We start from the raw sequence: 19,519 nt of genomic DNA, 5'->3' as shown, positions 1-19,519 counted from the left end.
GTCGGGCTTTAAAATTATTAACAGATGCCTATATGAAAAGGGTATCTAACTGATCGTTCCAATATGATTTAAAGGATAGGTTCCAAATGGCAATTGCTCGCACTGTGTCGCGTGTCGTTAAATCACAGATTGCCTCGGATGGTGCAGGCGTTAAACTTCGGCGCTCGATTGGATCCGGCGACATATCGGAACTTGATCCTTTCTTATTGCTCGACAATTTTGGCACCGAAAATCCCGACGATTATATTGCGGGATTTCCCGAACATCCGCATCGGGGTTTCGAAACGGTTACCTATATGATTGCGGGACAAATGCGTCATAAAGATTCAACTGGCGCAGAAGGTGTGCTTGGACCGGGAAGTGTCCAATGGATGACGGCAGGTCGCGGCATACTGCATTCGGAAATGCCGGAACAACGAGAAGGTGAGATGAGCGGGTTTCAGCTTTGGGTTAATCTTCCCGCCAAAGATAAGCTTTGCACACCGCGTTATCAGAATATTGAGCCAGAAGACGTGCCCTTTGCCAAGATAGAAAACGGTGAAGTCCGGGTGCTGGCGGGTGAAGTCGAGGGATTAAAAGGACTTGTTCGCGGCCCTGTCACGGACGTTTCTGTTGATCCGGTATATATCGACATAACCCTGCAAACCGGCGGATCCTACAGGCACTCTATCAAGCCCGGACATACTGCCTTTGTCTATGTATTTGATGGATCAGTCAATGTGGCCGGAACGACTGTTGGGAAACATCATCTCGCCATTTTGAGAGATGGCGACAGCGTTCAGCTATCGTCGAGCGAGGGTGGGCGGATGATACTAGTCGCGGGACGACCGATTGGCGAGCCTGTTGCCCGCTACGGTCCGTTTGTCATGAATACATTTGAAGAAATACAGCAAGCTGTAGAGGATTTTCAAACCGGAAACTTTTAACCACTGTATTGTTACCAGCCTTCGTACGCGGTGCCTTGATCTAACGGTGAAAAGCCGGTAATTTTCAAATAGAAATTGTCACAATAAGAATGACGAAATAAGGAAATACTATGACTATTGATATCTCTTCGCCTCTCACGCTTCCGTGCGGTGTTTCTGTAAAAAATCGAATTGCCAAGGCACCAATGACGGAAGGCCTGGCCGATGAGATGAACCGGGCCACGGCGCGGCATGAAACTTTATACCGCAAATGGGCTGAAGGAGGCGCTGGAATACTTGTGACTGGAAATGTCCAGGTCGACCGTCGATTTCTTGAGCGGCCGGGCAATGTGGTCATTGATCAAAATGGTGGAATAGAAGAATTACGGGCCTTCGCTGCGGCGGGTACAGCTAATAATACCCTGCTTTTAATGCAAATCGGGCACGCCGGACGGCAAACACCTCGCCGGGTTAATCCGCAACCTGTGGCGCCATCGGAAATTCCGCTGGCATTGCCGGATAGTGCGTTTGGGCGTCCCAGGGCGCTTTCCGCGGAAGAAGTTGAAGATGTCGTCGCGCGGTTTGCTCATGTGGCCAGCATTGCGAAAGAAACCGGCTTTTCTGGCGTTCAAGTTCATGGTGCACATGGGTACCTGATTTCGGAGTTTCTGTCACCTCTCGCCAATCAACGACAGGACAAATGGGGCGGGCCGCTTGAGAATCGTGCCAGATTATTGCGTGAGGTCGTCCAGGCGATCCGACAGGAGGTTGGTCCGGATTTTCCGATTTCAGTCAAGCTGAACTCGTCGGATTTCCAAAATGGCGGATTTAGTCATGAAGATTGTCTTCAGGTTGTTAAGTGGCTTGAAGAAGACACGGTTGATCTGCTGGAAATCTCCGGTGGAAACTATGAAAACCCAGCAATGATGATTGGCGGACGAGGGGCTGACGAAATCAAGGGAACAACTATAGCCCGTGAGGCTTACTTTATGGATTACGCCGCAAATATTAGGGAAGCGACAACAGTGCCCCTTATGGTAACCGGTGGATTTCGTACCCGCGCCGCTATGGACGCCGCTTTGTTGGAAGGAAATGTCGACTTCATCGGTATTGGACGCCCCATGTGCGTTGATACGGACGCTCCTAATCAGCTGCTGGCGAACAAAGAAGCTGAAGCTATTGCTTATGAACAATCAATCAAACCGTCAAAAGGAGCGTTGGGTTGGTTTTGCCTGAACATTATCCGGCATGCGGATGGATTGGATGCAGATAAAAACATGACCGGCGGGGATGCAATTAATGCGTATCTTGTTAATGAAGAAAATACAGCCGCGGCCCTCATTGACCGTCGGCTCGATTAGAGATTGTTAGCGGCGGCGGACCAACTCCATACATTCCATCACCACGGTAGCTGCGAGCTGGGCAGTCACCCCGTTCTGATCATAAAGCGGGCTCATCGTATTGATGTCACAAGCGACAATATTTAACCCAGCAAGGCCTTTCAGGACTTGCAGGCCTTCAAAAGTCGTCGGGCCGCCGGGCGTCGGGGTGGCAACTCCCGGGGCGACGGACGGATCAAAAAAATCCATGTCAAAGCAAAGATAAATAGGCTTCCCTTCTGTCGTCGACCTAATTAGCTGGTTGGCCTCAGAGACGGGTAATCCCGAGATGTCCGACCACGGTAAAACACGATAGCCGAGACTTTCTGTAAATTGAGTGCTTGCCGTGGCATTCACCGGAGCACGGGTTCCAATATGGACAGACGCGTTGACGTCAATCAGATTTTCATTGGCCGCATGGGTGAACGGCGTTGCATTGTCGAAGTGGTCATTGTTTTTTAAAGGATAAGTATCCGTATGCGCGTCAAAATGAATAACGGTTAACCCCGGGAAAAATTTTGACGCCGCGCGCATTTGAGGAAGGGTAACTGCGCCGTCACCCCCAAGCGTAACCGGAGTGCAATTTCCCTCGAAAATGGCGGCCATAGCCGCTTCGGCAGCACCGTAGAAATTGTTGATATCGGCAATCCCACCGCCGCTAAAATTAACATCTCCTGCGTCAATTGCGCTAAGTGCGGTAAGGGGATCATTATGAGCATCTTCGATCAATTCTAGTGTAAGGATAGATTCCTGCCGAACAGCGTTCGGACCGAGGCGCGCGCCAACGCGTGTCGGGTGTGTCCCGCAATCAAAGGGAAGTCCAAGGATTGCAATATCCGCGGCGTTAAAATCCTGACTATAAGGAAGTCTCGCGAAAGTCAGGGGCGGGACAAATAGACCTTCGCGTTCCGTCCGCATAAAATACTCCATCATAGTTCCAACGGTTCAACAGTTTGAACCAGACCGCATAACTATGAAGAGATTTCACGCACTCGGCAAGCTTCAGATTAAGAGCGTTTAAGCGGCGGCACCAGGCTGCTTTACAAGATAAACGCCCGATATGCGCCAACTGCCATTTGGTTGCTGCTCGAATGTGTACAGCGCGGCCCATAAGGTACCGCTTGGACCGACAATCGTGACAACTTGTGTCGGGTGGCCATCTTTTAATTCCGTCTGCCCGAACTCAAAAGACTTTGGACGATAAACAGGTGCATAGCCTTGCCGAACCATCGAAATAAAATTTTCAGGCGACTGAAATATTTCCTGGAGCTTTGGTGTTGCAAAAGCAAAGGCCGCATCAGCATTGTCCGCCTGAAACGCCATTATTTGGAACGTGATTATTTCTTGAAAGGCGGCCGCATCTCCCTTGTTGATTTCTTCGGCGCCAGCTTTTACGGAAATTGTTGTACAAACAAGGCTGAAAAAAATTGCGGTAATTAGAGTTTTTATTTGTCTCATTGGCCGGCCCTTTGTTGAAATCTTTCAGCGGATACTCATCGACGCATGTTTTCTAATATACGGAATTGAGTCTGACTTGGTTCACCAAAAGGAAAAGGCAACTGCATTTTTATTGATTTAGCTCAATTCGGCGGTTGGGTAAGTCGCGTAAACTACCGACCTAGTTTCATGAGAAACGGAGTTTGACATGACGATACACCCCTCGTTAATCACCAGAATTGGAATTGGTAAATTGATCGGACTGATATTCGGTTTAGCGGGATTCTTTTTGCTGCCGTATTTATCGCCGGAAAGTGATACCTTGCTACGATGGGGCGTTCTGTTTTGGTACATTACCGTTGGCGCGGTCATCGGTATTTTTGGCGTTATCACTTGGCATCCGCTTCTGCATTTACCGCTACCCTGGTGGTTCAGGGCGCCGCTCATCGGCGGTTGGATGAATTTCGTTCTGACCTTCTTTGCCTATGACGCGTTTCAAAGCATTATTGTATCAATTTTTGGCTCTGACTTCTACGCGACATCTCCCTTTTGGTTTGTTTTGGAAGGGGCACTGATCGGCTTGATTATCGGGTTTTTCGCCACACTTTTTGGCGGCGAAGTAAAGGCAACTGTTCCAGATGCCCCCTCGGAGGGCGGCTTTTAAAGAAGAACCGCTTGCACCATCCGGCTAACAATCAAGCCTGTCTGTTGATTTCCTGTTCAACGGCGTCAAGCCTGTCTTTTCCGAAGAACATTTCCTCGCCAACAAAGAAACTTGGTGATCCGAAATTACCTTTTTCGACGGACCTGTTCGTATTGTCGATAAGCGCCGTTTTTATGATCGGGTCTTGGGTTCGCTCCAGAATATGATTGCCGTCGAGACCCGCACTATTCAGCGTCTGTATAATGACAGCGGCTTCATCCATTTTTAAAGATTGCTCCCACATCCCGGGAAAAACAGCATCTACATAGGCTTCAAAATATCCTTCGCCCTGAGCGACAATGGCACCGCGCATAGTTTGAACTGTATTGACAGGAAAATGTGGATTACTAGCATAGTCGGTCAAATTATTGTCGCGCCGAAAACGATCTGTTTCCTTTTGCATATAGTCTCGTTTATGCATAACACCGGCAAATTGCTCCATCGGAGATTTGTTATTCGTAAGTTTGAAAACACCACCTAGCAGAATAGGAAAATATGAAAATTTGGTGCCAGTTCGACCTTCTATCTGCGGTATTAGTTTGTGACAGAGATAGGCATTTGGGCTACCAAAATCGAAGTGAAATTCAACAGGAACGGTCATTTTTTCTTCCTTATTTTTTGTTTCGTCGAATTAATTACCTGTTTCGGTCTGGACCTCAGACAAAAAATGGACAACATTAGTGTGGAATAGTTGACAAAATAAATAAAGAAAAAAGGAGTGGCACTATGAACGATATGTCGGATCCACGCGCCGGTTTTACGAATATGACGGAAGGTAAGTCGGAAGATTATCAGATAATCGTCGATCATTTCAAAACATACTCAAAACAGCTACCTGGTCGTATCTTGGACCATATGCAGCTCCTCAAAGGAGATTTTGGCGGATTTCCAATTGATAGATTGGAGCATTCACTGCAAACAGCAACACGGGCCCATAAAGATGGTCAGGATGAAGAGTATGTTGTCGCGGCGTTGCTGCATGATATAGGGGATACTTTGGGGACGTTTAATCATGCGGACATCGGCGCCGCTATCCTGAAACCTTTTGTCTCTTCTAAACTTCATTGGATCCTGGAAACACATGGTGTATTTCAAGGATACTATTTTTTCCATCACATCGGCTTGGATCGGGATATGAGGGAAAAGTATCGCGGTCACGAATTTTTTGAAGATTGCGCTCATTTCTGTGAAGCTTATGATCAAGCGGCGTTTGACAAGAATTACGTATCTGCTCCTTTGGAATTCTTCGAACCAATGGTCCGTCGCGTAATGGCATCTCCCAAACAATCGATCTACGTCACAGAGTAAATAACTGTTGGATTGCCCTTTCGAGCGACGCGCTAAGTTTTCGTTGCCATGGCGGGCGGCGTGCGTAGCTGGCGCGCGACCTGCATTTCACGATGTGAAATATAGGTTGCGGCGCCAACGACGACGGCACCTCCAATAAAAACGAACGGATCAAGCGCTTCGTCGAACAACAGCATTCCTAAAAGCGCCGCCCAAACCAGCTGCAGGAAGCCGAGAGGCTGTGTCACCGTGATGGGGGCCGCCTGAAAAGCTTTGGTCAGCGTATAATGCCCGGCAGTTGCAAGCGCTGCGGTGAGGGCAAGCCACAAAATTTCTACTAAGGTCGGTGTTTGCCACTGCAGGATAGCCCCCGGTAACAATGTAATTGTGCAACCGATTGAGAGCATTCCGACAATCATAGTGGAACTTTGTGTGCCGGTAAGTTTCTTGGCGATAATAAATGAAGTCGCGAACAGAGGCGCGGCACAAAGCTGAGCTAACTGACCCAAACCGATTTCCTGAAATCCGGGGCGCAAAATGATTAGCGCCCCTATTAATGCGCAAAGAACCCCACCTATCCGCCTTAAATGAAGCTTTTCGCCCAGAAACAAAGCAGCGCCAATAGTTACGAAGATTGGTGAAACGTAGCCGATTGCTGTTACTTCAGCGATTGGAATTCGTGCCATGGCAAAAAACCAGAGCATAACGCCGACGCCATGGATTAATCCTCGAATGACATAAAGCTTGATTGTTTGAGCTTCCAGTTTTTCTCCCAATTGCCGAATGACCCAAGGTAAGATCATCAAGGTCCCCAATAGGTAGCGGAGAAAGGCAGTTTCAGTTGCAGCCATACTAGTTCCCAGATAGCGGACAACACAAGTGACACCGACAAAAAGAAAACTTGTCAAAATCATCCAGGCAATGCCTTGAGAAGTTTTGCTGTCCCTGAGGGATTGGGCGACGGTCATGATTGTTTCATTTTTGTTTTTTTATCTATGGTCGTTGGCGAGAAGGCATCCCAAGTATTCCTTACTACCACTCCTTTTCGCTGCAGGCCAATGTAAACACGCTGAGAGTCGTTTAATTGCAAGGGTTTGGGGAAGATTCGAGTTGTCGCGTTGCATATTTGTAATCATGATGGATGTTAGTTTTTGCTCGTTTGGTAAAATATTGAACTCTATTGATATCAATTAGTTGGCTAAAATTTGTAGTAATTACATCACCATTAATGCTCATGTCTGTTCAGGGTTTATTAGGGACTGCGCATTATATTGGAAGAATTAGGACTAGAGTTTTAGGTGTTTTTAGTGAGCCAATGGATTTTATGGAACTAGTGTCTGCCTTTTTTCATCCGAGTTTGATTGTGTTCGTCGGTGTTTTGTCTCTGCCGCTTTTTCTTTTCTGGCGTCGCAAAAGGATGACCACTGTCGACAAAGGCTACCACTATATGATGTGGGGCGTTTCACTGATAGCTTTAGGAACCTTCGTTGACTATGCCGCCGAAGTAATTCTGGCGCTTAATATGTCCAGTATGCAGCAATTTTCATATGCTGTTAATTACCGAACCATGATGGCGCTGGTCTTTTATTTCCCGGGCAGTTTATTGGCAGCAAAGGGGTTGTCCTCCTGGTTGCCGGCCATCCAAAGTTTGAGTAAAGAAATTGATTTGCGTCAGCAAACAGAGCGTAAACTCATTCAGGCAAAAACAGATGCTGAAGTGGCGAATGCAGCAAAATCCCAATTTCTTGCTAATATGAGCCATGAACTGAGGACACCGCTCAACGCTATTCTTGGTTTTTCAGATATTCTTAAAAATGAGTCTTTTGGCGCCATCGGGTCGCCTATTTACAGAGAATATTCTCACGATATTCATACCTCAGGCAAGCATTTGCTCGACCTAATAAATGATATACTTGACGTTGCAAAAATTGAAGCGGGTAAGTTACGGCTCTACGAAGAAGCTTTCGACATAAAATCTGCGACGGAAATTAGTGTGAATATGTTGTCGCTGACAGCGAGAGAAGCAGACGTGAATTTGAAAGTAAATATTGCTAAGGACTTACCGTATCTCTATGCGGATGATACCCGTCTCCGTCAGATCATTTCCAATTTATTGTCGAATGCTATAAAATTTACAAATCCAGGCGGTCGGGTAACATTATCTGTTGGTCTGAGCGAGAACGCAGGCATGTTTGTTTCAGTTGTTGATACGGGTATAGGCATTGATGGTGGTGATATCGAAAACGCTTTGTCGCAGTTTGGTCAGGTGGATGACAAATATTCCCGAAACACGGATGGAACCGGCCTTGGACTTTCTCTTGTTCAATTGATTATTTCAGAACATGGTGGATCCTTCGAATTCTCAAGTAAGCTTGAGGAAGGAACTACCGCAATCGCACATTTTCCGGCAGACAGGCTGCGGGCACGTCCCTCTGATGTTTTAGATCGCGCCGAATACAATGTATTATCGAAGCGAGCAATTTAACAAACAATCACGATAATTGAGTATGGAGAGACGGGGCCTTGACAAGGTTTCAGAACATCGTGCTGTGGCGATAATCATAATGTCATCGATTTACCTTGCCTTCGTAATTATGGGCGTTCATTCTTGACTTCCTCATCGGCTATCTTTGAATAGTCATAACAATCAATAAAAAGAGGATGATCGATATGCGATCTGCGCCCTATTATGGTGTAACTATGGTTGGGGTTGCTTTTATGCTGAGCACATTCGCCTTTGGGGGTTTGGGCAGTGTAGGCGTTTTCTTAAAGCCGTTAAGTGCTGAATTTGGTTGGTCCCGTGCGCAAGTCTCTTTTGGCTACACATCGATGGCTCTTTCCAGCGCCTTGTCCAGTATATTTCTGGGATTTATCGCTGATAAATTCGGTGCTAGACGACTCGCGCTTATGGGTGTTTTGGCCATGTTTGTCGCAATGGTTTTATTGAGCCGAATGCAAACCCTCTGGGAATTTTATCTCTACTATTTCCTTTTCGGATCTTTAGGTTTTAGCGCAGTCGGCGCACCATTAATGGCCTCAGTTGGACAATGGTTTACGGATAAACGCGGATTGGCCATTGGTGTCGTCGCGGCTGGCGGAGCGTTTGGACAAGGAGTATTTCCTTTTATGGCCAGGTTAATTACGTCTGGTTATGGATGGGACACGGCCTATCTTGTCTTGGGATTGATTTTTCTGATTATGGGCTTGCCGCTTGCCTGGATGGTTCGGGAATCGCCTAGCAGGATAGCGGCGATAAATAATCCGAACGATCATTCAGCGCCACAGGATCATTACCCCATGAAACCCGCGGAAGTAATTTCTTGGCTAGGACTTGCAATTTTGTTTTGCTGTCAATGCATGGCAGTACCGATTGTACATGTCGTTGCCTTAACTTCGGATATGGGGTTCGATCCTAAAACAGCCGCGAGTATTTTTATGGTTCTAATGATTTCGGGTGTAGTCGGCCGGATTGCCGGCGGCGGCCTTTGTGATCGTTTGGGGGCCCTTCGAACCTATGCATTAATGTCGCTGGGTCAAACAGTGTCGGCGGTCTGGTTCCCGCAGATTACGAATTTGGTTGGGTTATACGGGCTCGCCGTAGTTTTCGGGTTTTTCTATTCCGGCGTTATGACTTCTCTTATCGTAAATTTACAAGCGATGACGCCGCCTCGGATGACAGGCCGTGCAATGGGATTTGGTGTTTTTTTTGGCATGATCGGGATGGGCCTCGGCGGATTTTTAGGAGGCTATATTTATGACCTAACTGGCAACTATACAGCCGCTTTTGCTTATGCTTCTGCTGCAGGCGTCATTAATCTTTGCATCATATTTGTTATTTCTCTTCGGCTTAAAGGTGCGACAGCTAAAATGGCGGCAGTTTAGTCTTAGACTACTTTGATCGAAGGCCTCTACTTTTCGAAAAAATAGTACGAAGACGTGGTGTGATCATCGGCATAAAGAGAATAAGAGCTGCGAAAGCCAGGATACTAAAGGTAAGAGGACGTTCCCAAAGAAATGACCAGGAATCGTCATTGATCAAGAGTGCTCGGCGCAGGTTTTCTTCCATCATCCCACCAAGAATAAACCCAAGCAACATAGGTGCCATTGGAAATTCTAGAAGTCTTAGGCCAAGGGCCACCAACGCAAAAATGACCATCAATTGTATATCGAATGTGTTGAAAGATACGAAATACACGCCGATCAAAGAAAAGAACAAAATCATCGGAACTAGAATAGTCGCGGGAATGGCTAATATACGGGCGATATAGGGGATAAGTGGTAAGTTCAAAATAAGCAAAACTATATTTCCAATATACATAGAGATAATGACTGACCAAAAAACAGCCGGATTTTCGATGAACAAACGGGGCCCCGGTTGGATGCCATAAGAAATCAGCGCACCGAGCATTATAGCTGTCGTCCCCGAACCTGGAATTCCAAGAGTCAGTAGTGGGACGAAAGAACCTGAACAGGCAGCATTATTAGCAGTTTCAGGTGCTGCGAGGCCGCGAACAGAACCTTTTCCAAATTCTTTTGCTTTTTCTGGGCCCGCTAAACGTTGTTCCATACCGTAAGCAAGAAAAGAGGCAATGGTGGCGCCAGCGCCTGGTAAAACTCCTACGATAAAACCGAGAACGGAAGAGCGACCAATAACCGGTATCATTTCCATTTTCTCTTTCCGTGAAATTTTCATGGAACCCAAATTGGTTTGTGCTTCCATTTCGCGTTTTCGGTCGGCGTCTGATTTGGGTTTTAGGACTTGCATTAATGCTTCAGATAACGCGAAAGTCGCCATAGCAAGAAGTAAGAAAGAAATTCCGTCCGTCAGATCCAATATGCCCAGCGTAAATCGCTGAATACCCTGAGTCTGATCGGTTCCGATAGTCGAGATCATTAAGCCGAGGACTGTCATCAACAACGCTTTTACTATGTTTCCCTTTCCCGCGAATGCGGCGACGGCCGTCAAGCCAAGAACCATAAGGGCGAAATAGTCGGTGGACTGGAAAGCCAAAGAGACGACCGCGAGTGATGGGGCGGCAATGAGCAAGAAAATCGCCGCAATTGTGCCGCCTGAGAAAGAAGAATAGGCGGCGATAGCTAGAGCTTTGCCGGCCATTCCTTTACGGGCCATAGGGTAGCCGTCGAAAGCTGTGGCTACAGTTCCGGCAACGCCTGGAGCATTAATCAATATGGAAGAAGTAGATCCGCCAAATATCGCGCCATAATAGACGCCTGCCATCAAAATAAGGCCGGTTGCCGGATCAAACCCATAGGTAATGGGGATCATCAATGCAATCGCTGAGATAGGCCCTAATCCAGGCAGCATGCCTATAAAGGTTCCGACAAAACACCCGACAGTGACCATAAGCAAGTTAAGCGGTGAGACTGCTGTTGAGAGTCCTGACAAAATTCCTTCTAACATCTTACAACTCTCCAATAAAAGATGGCCAAGCTTCAATATGGACGGATAACAGCTGCGTCATGACTGTCCAGAAAAACAGAACCACTGGTAATGAAGCGCCGAGTAAAAGGAGCCATCTGCGTTCGCCCAGAATGTAGAAACCCAGTAATAGAAACAAACTGGTTGAAATCAGAAACCCCGCGGATCTGACTGTGAGACCATAAAATATCATCAACAGGCAGATCATTAGCCCACGCTTCCAGAGGAAGCCTGCAACTTCCGGTTTGCTGTCGCTTGATGGTTTGATTATTAGATAGAGCGAGAGCAAGCTGCCGAGCACGGCTAGTGCTTCGGGCATAGTGCGAGCTGTAAATGCGGCGTCAGCCTGGAACGGAAGCAGAGGTATTCTAAATGTCAGTGCGCCATAGGCGATCGAAAAACAGAGAAGCAACAATCCGCCAATTCGATCATTTGTCAACATCTACGGTTCAATCTCTCATCGAACAAAAATCAAACGGATCGAAGCGGATCGATCCGTTTCAGGGCGGGCTTACAGAAAGCCCAATTCTTTCATCAGATCCTGTAGTTCGGCTTCTTGAACTTCGAGGAAATTCGTGAATTCAGGTCCGACGTTAAAAATTTCAACCCAGCCATTTCTTGCTCGGACGGTTTCCCATTCTGGTGTGTCATACATTTTTCTTAAGGCTGCAGCGTAAGATGCCTGCGCTTCAGCGGACAAGCCGGGAGGGCCGAAAAAACCGCGCCAATTAACGAATTCCGCCGGGTTTCCGGCCTCAATGCACGTTGAAATGTCCGGAGCATCCGCTAGGCGTTCTTTCGAAGTGACACAAAGAATTCGGACCTGACCCTGCTTTTGTAAATCCAAAGCCTCACCTAACCCTGTGGAGAGGGCCTGAATCTCCCCTGATAATAGTCCGGCCATGGCTTTGCCGCCGGCATCATAGGGTATATATTTTAGGTTCTTCGCATCAGCACCGCCAGATTTCATAATCATGGCAGCGACGAGATGATCCATGCTTCCGGCGACCGATCCTCCACCAATCGCAACCTTTCGTGGAGTGTCATTGTAAATCGCCATCAGATCGCTCATGGAATCTATTTTGGAATCAATGTTGACCACAAAGGCTGCGTAATCACCAATGGTACCAGCTACCGGCGTTAGGTCTCGAAAAGACTGTGGGAACACTTTTTGCAAAGATCGGATCACTATTGGCGTTGAATTCACCATTAATGTTCCCTGAGCTTTGTCAGCTGTCTCAATTAAATGTGCAATGGCCTTCCCGCCGCCGCCGCCAGACATATTTTCATAAGAGGCGGAGTCAACGATTCCGGCTTTCGTCAGTGCTTCTCCGGTTCCGCGAGCTGTTCCATCCCAACCGCCGCCGGCGCCACCAGGAATAAGAAAATGAATTGTTTCTATGTCCGCTGCCGTTGCCGAAAAGGCGACACCCAGCGAAATAACGGCGCCTGCCACGGTTTTTGCAAATATTGTCATTGATTAGCTCCCAGTTTTTTTTGAGCTAAAACAGTTAGATAAATTTCTGGAAAAGTCCAGAGCGAACGTTACGTTAAATTGAGTGCAGTCAATTTTTAAGCAGCCAATAGTTTTTTGGGTCTTCGGGACATACACCAGGTCCGCATTCCGCGAAGGCCGCTATTGCACATACGGCTACGATACTAAATGCGATGACGAGGGCTATTTTGCACAAGGCCGTTTGATCAGAAAACGCGATGTATCGTTGTTTATGATATTGTGTACTGTACGCTGCAATTATGGCCGTCCCAAGAATAATCATTGAGAAGACAATAAATGCCCAAGTGTAATAATGCAGACCCAAAAACGGATCCCCGTATGTCGAAGTTCCCGGGATAACGTGAAGACTAACTTGTCGCAGAGAAACAGCGGCGCCAAAAAAAGCGGCGATAATCATAATGGAATAATGATCGGCTTTGGGGCCTTTGACTATATTCAGCACGAGGCCGCTCATGACTGCGACAAACCCTACGCGTTGCAATAAGCACAAAGGGCAAGGTAAGTCGCCACTTGCAAACTGGTCATAAAGCGCTGTTATTAAGACCGCCGAAACGGCTAGTGTTCCTAGAGCATTAAGGTTTCGGAATAAATATGTCTCAGAAGAATTCGTCATGATATCCCTCTACAGCTGAATGTTGAGCGTAGAAGTCGCATGGTGATGAAACCAGAATAAGCTTGCAGCAATGGAAAGACCAAAAGCTACGAACGATGCTTTTTCCTTGTTGATCAGGGCAAGCGCCATCGTTATGAAGAACATCAAAAAAAGCAGGCTGGCCATAGAAGAGCTCCTTATAGTGTTATCCAGTATAAGGGCAGTGTCTCGTATAGATAGTATCAGGTCAAGAGGGAGTGCAGATGCACTCCGTCAATGATTACGTATCGATTTTAATGTTCGGTAATACCACTATAGGCCTGATCACCCCACACTTCGCGCACCCTCTTATCCCGACCGCAGCTATATCTATAATACTTATAGCGGATCGGATTTTTCGTATAGTAATCCTGATGATACTCTTCGGAGGGGTAGAAAGTCGTGGCGTCGATTATCGGAGTGACAACGGGATCGCTCAGAACACCAGAAGCGTCTATCAGTCTTTTAGATATCTCCGCGCTTTGCCGTTGTTCCGGAGAATTAACATATATTGCCGTCTTGTAGCTTTCACCTCTGTCACAAAATTGTCCGCCGTCATCGGTCGGATCAACACTGCGCCAGAAAACATCCAGCAATTCTTGATACGATACTTTTTCGGGATCAAAGGTTATTTTAACAGCTTCCAGATGCCCGCTATCACCTGCTGAGACTACTTTGTATGTCGGATTCTCTACGGTTCCACCTGTGTAACCAGACACAGTATCCACAACGCCTGGAACGTTATCAAAATCGGATTCCACGCACCAAAAACAACCACCAGCAAGAACTACTGTGTCTGTATTATCTGCCGCCTGCGCGTGCCAGGTAATAGTTGACGTTCCGAGTATGGCCGTCATTGATACTAACAACACTTGACCAAATCGCTTAATCAAAGTTCGCATTCGATAGTCTCCAAGAAAATTACAATAATTGGAAACTGGCGAAGGTCAGTATAAATTACTAGCCCATCTCGCGAAAACTTGACTTCACGAAAATGTGGTTCGCCGTTCTTTAGGCTTAGGAAATTCACCGGCAAGTTCCAAAAACGCTATATTTTTACTCAGCATATCCAGGCATTTTGCGATCAAGTTTTCGCAATAATGCGGGCCAAGCCAGACTTGATACTCCTGTGAGTCCATAAGCTCCTTGTTGCGCTGTCAAGGTCTTAACGTCGTCGGCAGGGTAATGAAGCTTACGATTTCCCGCTAAGCTGGCTACTTGCATTTCACAAGCGCGTTCCAGGAAATACATTGCTAAAAAAGTGTCGGCAATCGTTTCGCCAAGCGCGAGCGTGCCATGGTTCCACAGTAACATCAGCTTCTTATCTGGTCCTAGATCTTGCTGTAACCGTGGACGCTCGTCATGATTAAGGGCGATACCTTCATATTCGTGGTACGCAATTTGTTCGCGGATTACCAATGCCGTCTGGTTCAGCGGTAGGAGGCCATCTTCTTGAGTGGCGACGGCAGTGCCGGCCGCCGTATGTAAATGCATGACGCAAGCCGCGTCATGACGCACCTCATGAACGGCCGAATGAATTGTAAATCCAGCAGGATTTACTGGATAAGCACTTTCGCCGACAATCTCACCGTTCATGTCGACCTTAACTAAGGATGAAGCAGTCATTTCCTCGAACATCAATCCGTACGGGTTTATCAAGAAATGCCCATCGTCTCCTGGAAGCCTTGCTGAAATATGCGTGAAAATCATATCGTCCCAGCCGTATAAAGCGACGAGCCGGTACGCAGCTGCTAAATCAACTCGTACTTTCCATTCTTCATCACTCACACTATTCCGCATAGAGGTTACTTCGACAGATGTTAAATTCATGGAATTCTCTCCTTTTCGCTTTTACAGGCTCGGACGACGGCAAAACCACTTGCTTCTTCCACCAATTTTTCCAAATTGTAGCGGAAACTTAACGAAGAACACAGCCTTCTATTTCATTTCTCATTTTCCGATAACTACTTCTTAACAGATTCAACGTTAATGTGCCCTCCTACTTTATAGTGAAGAGGAATAACTCGTTGAAAAACGTTCTGGTTGAGAGATTCTCCAAGGTTTTTGTCAAAAATACTAAAACTAGCGATTCTGAAGGCAATTCTAAATACTCGAAATACGGGATAGGGTTTCGGTTAATTTCTGCCTTTTCTGTAGTTGCCTTCTTAATGGTTGGCATTTCAGCAATCAGTTGGGTCAGCTTGGGAAACCTGACGAGCGCGCAAACGGATATGACAAACCAAAAAGTTCCTTCAATTTCACTCGCCCTTAAACTTGCAAACGAAACGACGCTTTTAGCCGCAGCTGCCCCGCAGTTAAGCAATTCCGTTTCCGATTCAGAGCGCAGTCAAAGTTATAAAAGTATTACCGCTGCTGTTCAAAAAGCGGTTGACCGGCTCGGTTCCCTCAATGAATTTATGGCAGGGGAGGCGGCGCTTGAGAAAATAGAAGGCAGTTTGCAAAACCTGTCTCCTTTGTTCGCTCGCTTGAACGAGGAAGTTGAAAAACGTATTTCTTTATCGATGCTACGAACCGAGGCATCTGATCGATTAAGAGCTGTAGGAGATGTGCTCGATACAAGTTTAAGCTCATTACTCGTACCCTTGAGAATCAGAACTGTTGAAAATGCAGATGCTTGGAATGAGTTGTTAGACACCTCCGTTGATACAGCTTTATCCGGCACGAAACCAAGGTACGATACGGAAGAGCTTTCGTCTGCTGGCCTCGATATACTGAAATTTCAGGAGAACGTGTATTCCTTCAAAAGCAACGGTTATTTGATGATTAGCTTGTTAGCCAAAGGGCTACAGGCTGAAGACGTAAAATCAGTTGCTAAACTGGAAGAGAGCTTTCTGTCATCAATAGCCTCTATGTCTTCGCCGCTCGTCGAACTAGAAAATGCAACTTCGAAAGAACAAACAGAAAGCCTCAATCAAATTTTCAATGAGCTTCTTGAAATAGGGGTGACAGGCAAGAAAGTGGACGGAAAAGTGACAACCGAAAACATTTTCAATACCAGAACGAAGGAATTGGAAGCCGCCGCCGCCGCACAGCAGGTGGTAATGGGCGCCCGGTTTCTAGCCGCCGGCCTCACCCAAAACGTCAACGCTTTTGTCGAAGAAGTTGAAGCTTCCGTGGGCGTTGCCGCAGAACAAAATGTCGGCCTGGCAAATGATACGAAAATGACGTTGCTTGTTTGTGCGCTTTTTGGCGTATTGGCGGCAATCGCAATCGGATGGTTCTATATTCGAGGAAATATTGTACGACGGCTAATGCTCCTTGTTGGATCCGCACAACGCCTTTCCGAGGGCGACCTTGCATCAAGTATTTATCGCGATGGAACTGACGAAATTGCCCGAATGGGTCGCGCGTTAGTTGGATTTAGGGATACTGCACGTGAAGCAGAACAAGCGCGCGCAGACGCAGAAGATCAACGTCGGAAGAGCGAAGAGGAAAAGATCAAGCGGGACGAAGAACGACATATCGCGGAAGACAAAGCCCGACAGGAGAAAGAACAGAACTTAGCGGAACTTGAAGCGACTAAACAAACTGAAAAAAACCAACTAGCGGATGACTTCGAAGGCAGTGTGAAGCATCTTGTCGAAAAATTTGCAGCAGCAACTTCTGAAATGACAGTGATGTCACAATCGATGTCTGAAGCGGCGGCAGGGACAAGTCAACGGGCTGCGACAGTTGCTTCGGCATCTGATATGGCAAGTTCTAGCGTGAATTCAGTGGCGGCGGCAACCGAAGAATTGTCTTCTTCAATTAATGAAATCAGCCGGCAGGTAAATCAGGCGGCGAGCATCGCAAATGAAGCTGTTAGCGAAGCGGAACGAACCAATGTGATGGTCAATAGTTTGAATGAAGCTGCATCAAGAATTGGTGATGTCGTGGGCCTAATTAACGATATCGCGGGACAAACAAATTTGCTTGCGCTGAACGCTACAATCGAGGCGGCCCGAGCTGGAGACGCTGGCAAGGGTTTTGCTGTTGTTGCAAGTGAAGTTAAAAATTTGGCTACTCAAACCGCGCGAGCCACTGAAGAAATCTCTGAACAAATAAAGGCTGTTCAGGAAGAAACAGGTAATGCAGTAGGCGCAATTGCCGGGATAACGACAACTATCAGCAGCATTAATGAAATTGCAACGACGATTTCTGCGGCTGTTGAGGAGCAAGGCGCGGCGACCGGTGAGATTAGCCGGAGCGTCCAGCAGGCGGCGCAGGGGTCTCAAGAAGTTTCTCAGAATATAACCTCCGTCAATGAGGCTGCGGCGAGCACGGGAAGTACAGCCTCGCAAGTAAAGGAAGTTTCTGATCAACTAGCGAAAGAAGTCTCCAGCCTCGACAATGAGGTCGAGCGCTTTTTGGCTCAGGTCCGTGCAAGTTAAGGCTATCTGCACGCACAAATAATGGGATATTTTCTGATTGAAAGTTTCAGAAAATATCGCCTTTTACAGTCATTTAAATCTTCAAAAAAAATGGATGGCGAAGATATCCCCAAAAACCGAATTGATGTTAAGGCTTTAAAAAATGAATTTTTTTTGTAGCCAAATGAAAAAAATTGCGTCAGTGTTAGTGAACAATAATTAAGAATAACGTTTTTTTGGGAGGTGGGCGCTTAGGCGCTCGGAGGCGTTTTCAAACTTGATATGAACGTGCATCTGGGAACCGGCGCAGCCAATGGTAATGCGTGAATAATGAAATAGAGAGTACAAATTCAGCGAATTCTGCTGCGACAGATACGCTGCTAAGCGTTCAGGATGTTAGCGTCCATTTCGGCGGTATTATCGCTTTGGATGGCGTTTCATTTGACATACCCGCAGGCCAAGTCGTTGGTCTAATCGGCCCCAATGGTGCCGGTAAAACAACCTTGTTCAATTGTATCAGCCGACTTTACAACGTGAATTCGGGAGATATTTTGTTTGAAGGGCAATCGATACTGGAAAGCGCTGTGCATAAAATGAGCGCACTTGGAATTGGCCGTACGTTCCAAAACCTAGCCCTTTTTACTAATTTGAGCGTGCTAGATAATGTGATGATTGGTGGGCATCCGACCGGTAAAACGGATTACATAAGTAATGCGTTGCATCTTCCCTGGACAAGGCGTGAAGAACGAGAGTTGCGTGATCGTGCGATGGAAGTCCTTCGCTTTGTGGGACTGCAGGAAACAGCGTTGCAGCTTATTGGTGGTTTGCCATTTGGCGTTCAAAAAAGACTAGAGATTGCACGTGCTCTAATGAGCAGACCCAAACTATTGATGATGGATGAACCGGCTGGCGGCTTGAACCATAATGAGCTTTCTGATTTGGTTGCGACAATTCGAAAAATTCGCGACGAATTTGGAACGACAGTCCTGTTGGTTGAGCATCATATGGGATTGGTCATGGAAGTTTCAGATAAAGTTGTTGCGCTGAGTTTCGGTAAGAAGCTTGCCGAAGGCGCTCCGCGTGAAATTCAAGAACATCCCGATGTTATAGAGGCCTATCTGGGGACCGGTAAAAAATGAGCGTAATTCTTGACGTAAAGGGCCTGGAAGCATCTTACGGCCCAACTAATGTGCTCCATGGATTGGATTTCAGCCTCGAAGAGGGTGGTGTGACAACCATTTTGGGGGCTAACGGTGCGGGAAAAACAACGACGTTACGGGCTATCAGCGGTATGGTCGAACGTAAAGGCGTGATCAATGTCGGTGGTAAGGAGTTAAGCACCCTTCGGCCCGCGGATATCACGCGCCAGGGAATTGCCCATGTGCCAGAAGGCCGGGGAACTTTTGTGCGGATGTCTACGGAAGATAACCTCCGATTGGGAGCCTATACCCGAAAAGATAAAAATGAAATCGAAGCAGACATCGAACGTGTTTATTCCTACTTTCCAATCCTAAAGCAGCGACGTGATCAGCAAGCAGGAACCTTGAGTGGAGGTGAAGCTCAAATGCTTGCCGTTGGCCGGGCGTTAATGCTCAGACCGAAGCTTTTGTTGCTTGATGAGCCGTCTTTCGGCTTGGCCCCTCTCATCGTGCAAGAGCTTTTTGAAATCTTGAAGAGGATTAATGTGGAAGACGGGGTAAGCATGTTGCTGGTGGAGCAAAATGCCGCATTGGCACTTGACCTCGCGGATCACGCATATCTTTTGGAGACTGGCAATATTGTTATTTCTGGAACGTCAGACTCTATTCTTGAAAACGAGACCGTTCGCCGGTCCTACTTAGGGTATTAGGC

Annotated in this window: 20 protein-coding genes; 9 read left to right on the top strand and 11 right to left on the bottom strand. The window is 46.9% G+C overall.

The genetic code is table 11. The features are described from left to right. The first annotated feature begins 86 nt into the window (after positions 1 to 86). Both V7723_RS00725 and V7723_RS00720 read left to right on the top strand, forming a co-directional pair. Positions 87 to 926 (top strand): pirin family protein, encoded by an 840-nt coding sequence (locus tag V7723_RS00725; RefSeq protein ID WP_335682489.1) that lies wholly within the window; start codon positions 87 to 89, stop codon positions 924 to 926. A 110-nt stretch (positions 927 to 1,036) separates the two neighbouring features. Next, positions 1,037 to 2,266: an NADH:flavin oxidoreductase/NADH oxidase family protein gene (locus V7723_RS00720; RefSeq protein WP_335682488.1), complete on the top strand. Its 1,230-nt coding sequence runs from the start codon at positions 1,037 to 1,039 to the stop codon at positions 2,264 to 2,266. Positions 2,267 to 2,272: 6 nt separating this feature from the next. On the opposite strand, the gene V7723_RS00715 is transcribed toward V7723_RS00720, so the two are convergent. Both V7723_RS00715 and V7723_RS00710 read right to left on the bottom strand, forming a co-directional pair. Continuing rightward, the gene (locus V7723_RS00715; protein ID WP_335682487.1) at positions 2,273 to 3,202 is read right to left on the bottom strand and encodes an arginase family protein; all 930 of its coding nucleotides are present in this window, start codon (positions 3,200 to 3,202) and stop codon (positions 2,273 to 2,275) included. Between the two features lie 99 nt (positions 3,203 to 3,301). Continuing rightward, positions 3,302 to 3,742 (bottom strand): DUF4864 domain-containing protein, encoded by a 441-nt coding sequence (locus V7723_RS00710; protein WP_335682486.1) that lies wholly within the window; start codon positions 3,740 to 3,742, stop codon positions 3,302 to 3,304. Positions 3,743 to 3,929: 187 nt separating this feature from the next. Here V7723_RS00710 and V7723_RS00705 point away from each other — a divergent pair, with 187 nt between their 5' ends. After that, entirely contained in the window at positions 3,930 to 4,385 is a 456-nt protein-coding gene (locus V7723_RS00705; protein ID WP_335682485.1) for a hypothetical protein, read from the top strand. 31 nt (positions 4,386 to 4,416) lie between these two features. Here V7723_RS00705 and V7723_RS00700 read toward each other — a convergent pair whose 3' ends face one another. After that, positions 4,417 to 5,025, bottom strand: a complete 609-nt coding sequence (locus V7723_RS00700) for a 2-hydroxychromene-2-carboxylate isomerase (RefSeq protein ID WP_335682484.1) — start codon at positions 5,023 to 5,025, stop codon at positions 4,417 to 4,419. A gap of 125 nt (positions 5,026 to 5,150) precedes the next feature. Here V7723_RS00700 and V7723_RS00695 point away from each other — a divergent pair, with 125 nt between their 5' ends. Beyond that, on the top strand, positions 5,151 to 5,732 hold the full coding sequence (locus V7723_RS00695; protein WP_335682483.1) for an HD domain-containing protein: 582 nt from the start codon (positions 5,151 to 5,153) through the stop codon (positions 5,730 to 5,732). 32 nt (positions 5,733 to 5,764) lie between these two features. On the opposite strand, the gene V7723_RS00690 is transcribed toward V7723_RS00695, so the two are convergent. Beyond that, the gene (locus V7723_RS00690) at positions 5,765 to 6,679 is read right to left on the bottom strand and encodes a DMT family transporter (RefSeq protein WP_335682482.1); all 915 of its coding nucleotides are present in this window, start codon (positions 6,677 to 6,679) and stop codon (positions 5,765 to 5,767) included. Positions 6,680 to 7,035: 356 nt separating this feature from the next. On the opposite strand from V7723_RS00690, the gene V7723_RS00685 reads away from it, so the two are divergent. Together V7723_RS00685 and V7723_RS00680 are read left to right on the top strand one after the other, a co-directional pair. Then, positions 7,036 to 8,196, top strand: a complete 1,161-nt coding sequence (locus V7723_RS00685; protein ID WP_335682481.1) for a sensor histidine kinase — start codon at positions 7,036 to 7,038, stop codon at positions 8,194 to 8,196. A gap of 185 nt (positions 8,197 to 8,381) precedes the next feature. Continuing rightward, a complete protein-coding gene (locus V7723_RS00680; RefSeq protein ID WP_335682480.1) occupies positions 8,382 to 9,593 on the top strand; it encodes an MFS transporter in 1,212 nt (403 codons plus the stop codon). Between the two features lie 7 nt (positions 9,594 to 9,600). Here the strand turns inward: V7723_RS00680 and V7723_RS00675 are convergent, their stop codons facing one another. The 7 genes from V7723_RS00675 to V7723_RS00645 all read right to left on the bottom strand — a co-directional run bounded on the left by V7723_RS00675 (position 9,601) and on the right by V7723_RS00645 (position 15,128). After that, entirely contained in the window at positions 9,601 to 11,133 is a 1,533-nt protein-coding gene (locus tag V7723_RS00675; RefSeq protein ID WP_335682479.1) for a tripartite tricarboxylate transporter permease, read from the bottom strand. A 1-nt stretch (position 11,134) separates the two neighbouring features. Continuing rightward, positions 11,135 to 11,593, bottom strand: a complete 459-nt coding sequence (locus V7723_RS00670) for a tripartite tricarboxylate transporter TctB family protein (protein WP_335682478.1) — start codon at positions 11,591 to 11,593, stop codon at positions 11,135 to 11,137. Between the two features lie 69 nt (positions 11,594 to 11,662). Next, positions 11,663 to 12,628: a tripartite tricarboxylate transporter substrate binding protein gene (locus tag V7723_RS00665; RefSeq protein WP_335682477.1), complete on the bottom strand. Its 966-nt coding sequence runs from the start codon at positions 12,626 to 12,628 to the stop codon at positions 11,663 to 11,665. An 88-nt stretch (positions 12,629 to 12,716) separates the two neighbouring features. Beyond that, entirely contained in the window at positions 12,717 to 13,280 is a 564-nt protein-coding gene (locus V7723_RS00660; protein ID WP_335682476.1) for a disulfide bond formation protein B, read from the bottom strand. A 9-nt stretch (positions 13,281 to 13,289) separates the two neighbouring features. Then, positions 13,290 to 13,445: a DUF5993 family protein gene (locus tag V7723_RS00655; protein WP_335682475.1), complete on the bottom strand. Its 156-nt coding sequence runs from the start codon at positions 13,443 to 13,445 to the stop codon at positions 13,290 to 13,292. 107 nt (positions 13,446 to 13,552) lie between these two features. Beyond that, a complete protein-coding gene (gene msrA / locus V7723_RS00650) occupies positions 13,553 to 14,200 on the bottom strand; it encodes a peptide-methionine (S)-S-oxide reductase MsrA (RefSeq protein ID WP_335682474.1) in 648 nt (215 codons plus the stop codon). Positions 14,201 to 14,354: 154 nt separating this feature from the next. Beyond that, positions 14,355 to 15,128, bottom strand: coding sequence for a class II aldolase/adducin family protein (locus V7723_RS00645; protein ID WP_335682473.1), 774 nt, complete (start codon positions 15,126 to 15,128; stop codon positions 14,355 to 14,357). 197 nt (positions 15,129 to 15,325) lie between these two features. Between V7723_RS00645 and V7723_RS00640 the strand changes: the two genes are divergently transcribed. The 3 genes from V7723_RS00640 (at position 15,326) to V7723_RS00630 (ending at position 19,517) form a co-directional block, all read left to right on the top strand. Continuing rightward, positions 15,326 to 17,689, top strand: coding sequence for a methyl-accepting chemotaxis protein (locus V7723_RS00640; protein ID WP_335682472.1), 2,364 nt, complete (start codon positions 15,326 to 15,328; stop codon positions 17,687 to 17,689). Between the two features lie 302 nt (positions 17,690 to 17,991). After that, the gene (locus V7723_RS00635; protein ID WP_335682471.1) at positions 17,992 to 18,807 is read left to right on the top strand and encodes an ABC transporter ATP-binding protein; all 816 of its coding nucleotides are present in this window, start codon (positions 17,992 to 17,994) and stop codon (positions 18,805 to 18,807) included. After that, positions 18,804 to 19,517: an ABC transporter ATP-binding protein gene (locus tag V7723_RS00630; protein ID WP_335682470.1), complete on the top strand. Its 714-nt coding sequence runs from the start codon at positions 18,804 to 18,806 to the stop codon at positions 19,515 to 19,517. The genes V7723_RS00635 and V7723_RS00630 overlap by 4 nt, the downstream gene beginning before the upstream one ends. Positions 19,518 to 19,519 lie beyond the last annotated feature (2 nt).

The organism is Sneathiella sp. (genome assembly GCF_036960985.1).
Lineage (GTDB): Bacteria > Pseudomonadota > Alphaproteobacteria > Sneathiellales > Sneathiellaceae > Sneathiella.
Note: the sequence above shows the minus strand (reverse complement) of the source record. Positions and strands in the feature narration are given on the sequence as shown.

Bases quoted from the DNA above. Each gene is read 5' to 3' on its own strand.
- V7723_RS00725 (WP_335682489.1), top strand. From the start codon at position 87: ATGGCAATTGCTCGCACTGTGTCGCGTGTCGTTAAATCACAGATTGCC.
- V7723_RS00720 (WP_335682488.1), top strand. From the start codon at position 1,037: ATGACTATTGATATCTCTTCGCCTCTCACGCTTCCGTGCGGTGTTTCT.
- V7723_RS00715 (WP_335682487.1), bottom strand. From the start codon at position 3,202: ATGCGGACGGAACGCGAAGGTCTATTTGTCCCGCCCCTGACTTTCGCG.
- V7723_RS00710 (WP_335682486.1), bottom strand. From the start codon at position 3,742: ATGAGACAAATAAAAACTCTAATTACCGCAATTTTTTTCAGCCTTGTT.
- V7723_RS00705 (WP_335682485.1), top strand. From the start codon at position 3,930: ATGACGATACACCCCTCGTTAATCACCAGAATTGGAATTGGTAAATTG.
- V7723_RS00700 (WP_335682484.1), bottom strand. From the start codon at position 5,025: ATGACCGTTCCTGTTGAATTTCACTTCGATTTTGGTAGCCCAAATGCC.
- V7723_RS00695 (WP_335682483.1), top strand. From the start codon at position 5,151: ATGAACGATATGTCGGATCCACGCGCCGGTTTTACGAATATGACGGAA.
- V7723_RS00690 (WP_335682482.1), bottom strand. From the start codon at position 6,679: ATGACCGTCGCCCAATCCCTCAGGGACAGCAAAACTTCTCAAGGCATT.
- V7723_RS00685 (WP_335682481.1), top strand. From the start codon at position 7,036: ATGGAACTAGTGTCTGCCTTTTTTCATCCGAGTTTGATTGTGTTCGTC.
- V7723_RS00680 (WP_335682480.1), top strand. From the start codon at position 8,382: ATGCGATCTGCGCCCTATTATGGTGTAACTATGGTTGGGGTTGCTTTT.
- V7723_RS00675 (WP_335682479.1), bottom strand. From the start codon at position 11,133: ATGTTAGAAGGAATTTTGTCAGGACTCTCAACAGCAGTCTCACCGCTT.
- V7723_RS00670 (WP_335682478.1), bottom strand. From the start codon at position 11,593: ATGTTGACAAATGATCGAATTGGCGGATTGTTGCTTCTCTGTTTTTCG.
- V7723_RS00665 (WP_335682477.1), bottom strand. From the start codon at position 12,628: ATGACAATATTTGCAAAAACCGTGGCAGGCGCCGTTATTTCGCTGGGT.
- V7723_RS00660 (WP_335682476.1), bottom strand. From the start codon at position 13,280: ATGACGAATTCTTCTGAGACATATTTATTCCGAAACCTTAATGCTCTA.
- V7723_RS00655 (WP_335682475.1), bottom strand. From the start codon at position 13,445: ATGGCCAGCCTGCTTTTTTTGATGTTCTTCATAACGATGGCGCTTGCC.
- msrA (WP_335682474.1), bottom strand. From the start codon at position 14,200: ATGCGAACTTTGATTAAGCGATTTGGTCAAGTGTTGTTAGTATCAATG.
- V7723_RS00645 (WP_335682473.1), bottom strand. From the start codon at position 15,128: ATGAATTTAACATCTGTCGAAGTAACCTCTATGCGGAATAGTGTGAGT.
- V7723_RS00630 (WP_335682470.1), top strand. From the start codon at position 18,804: ATGAGCGTAATTCTTGACGTAAAGGGCCTGGAAGCATCTTACGGCCCA.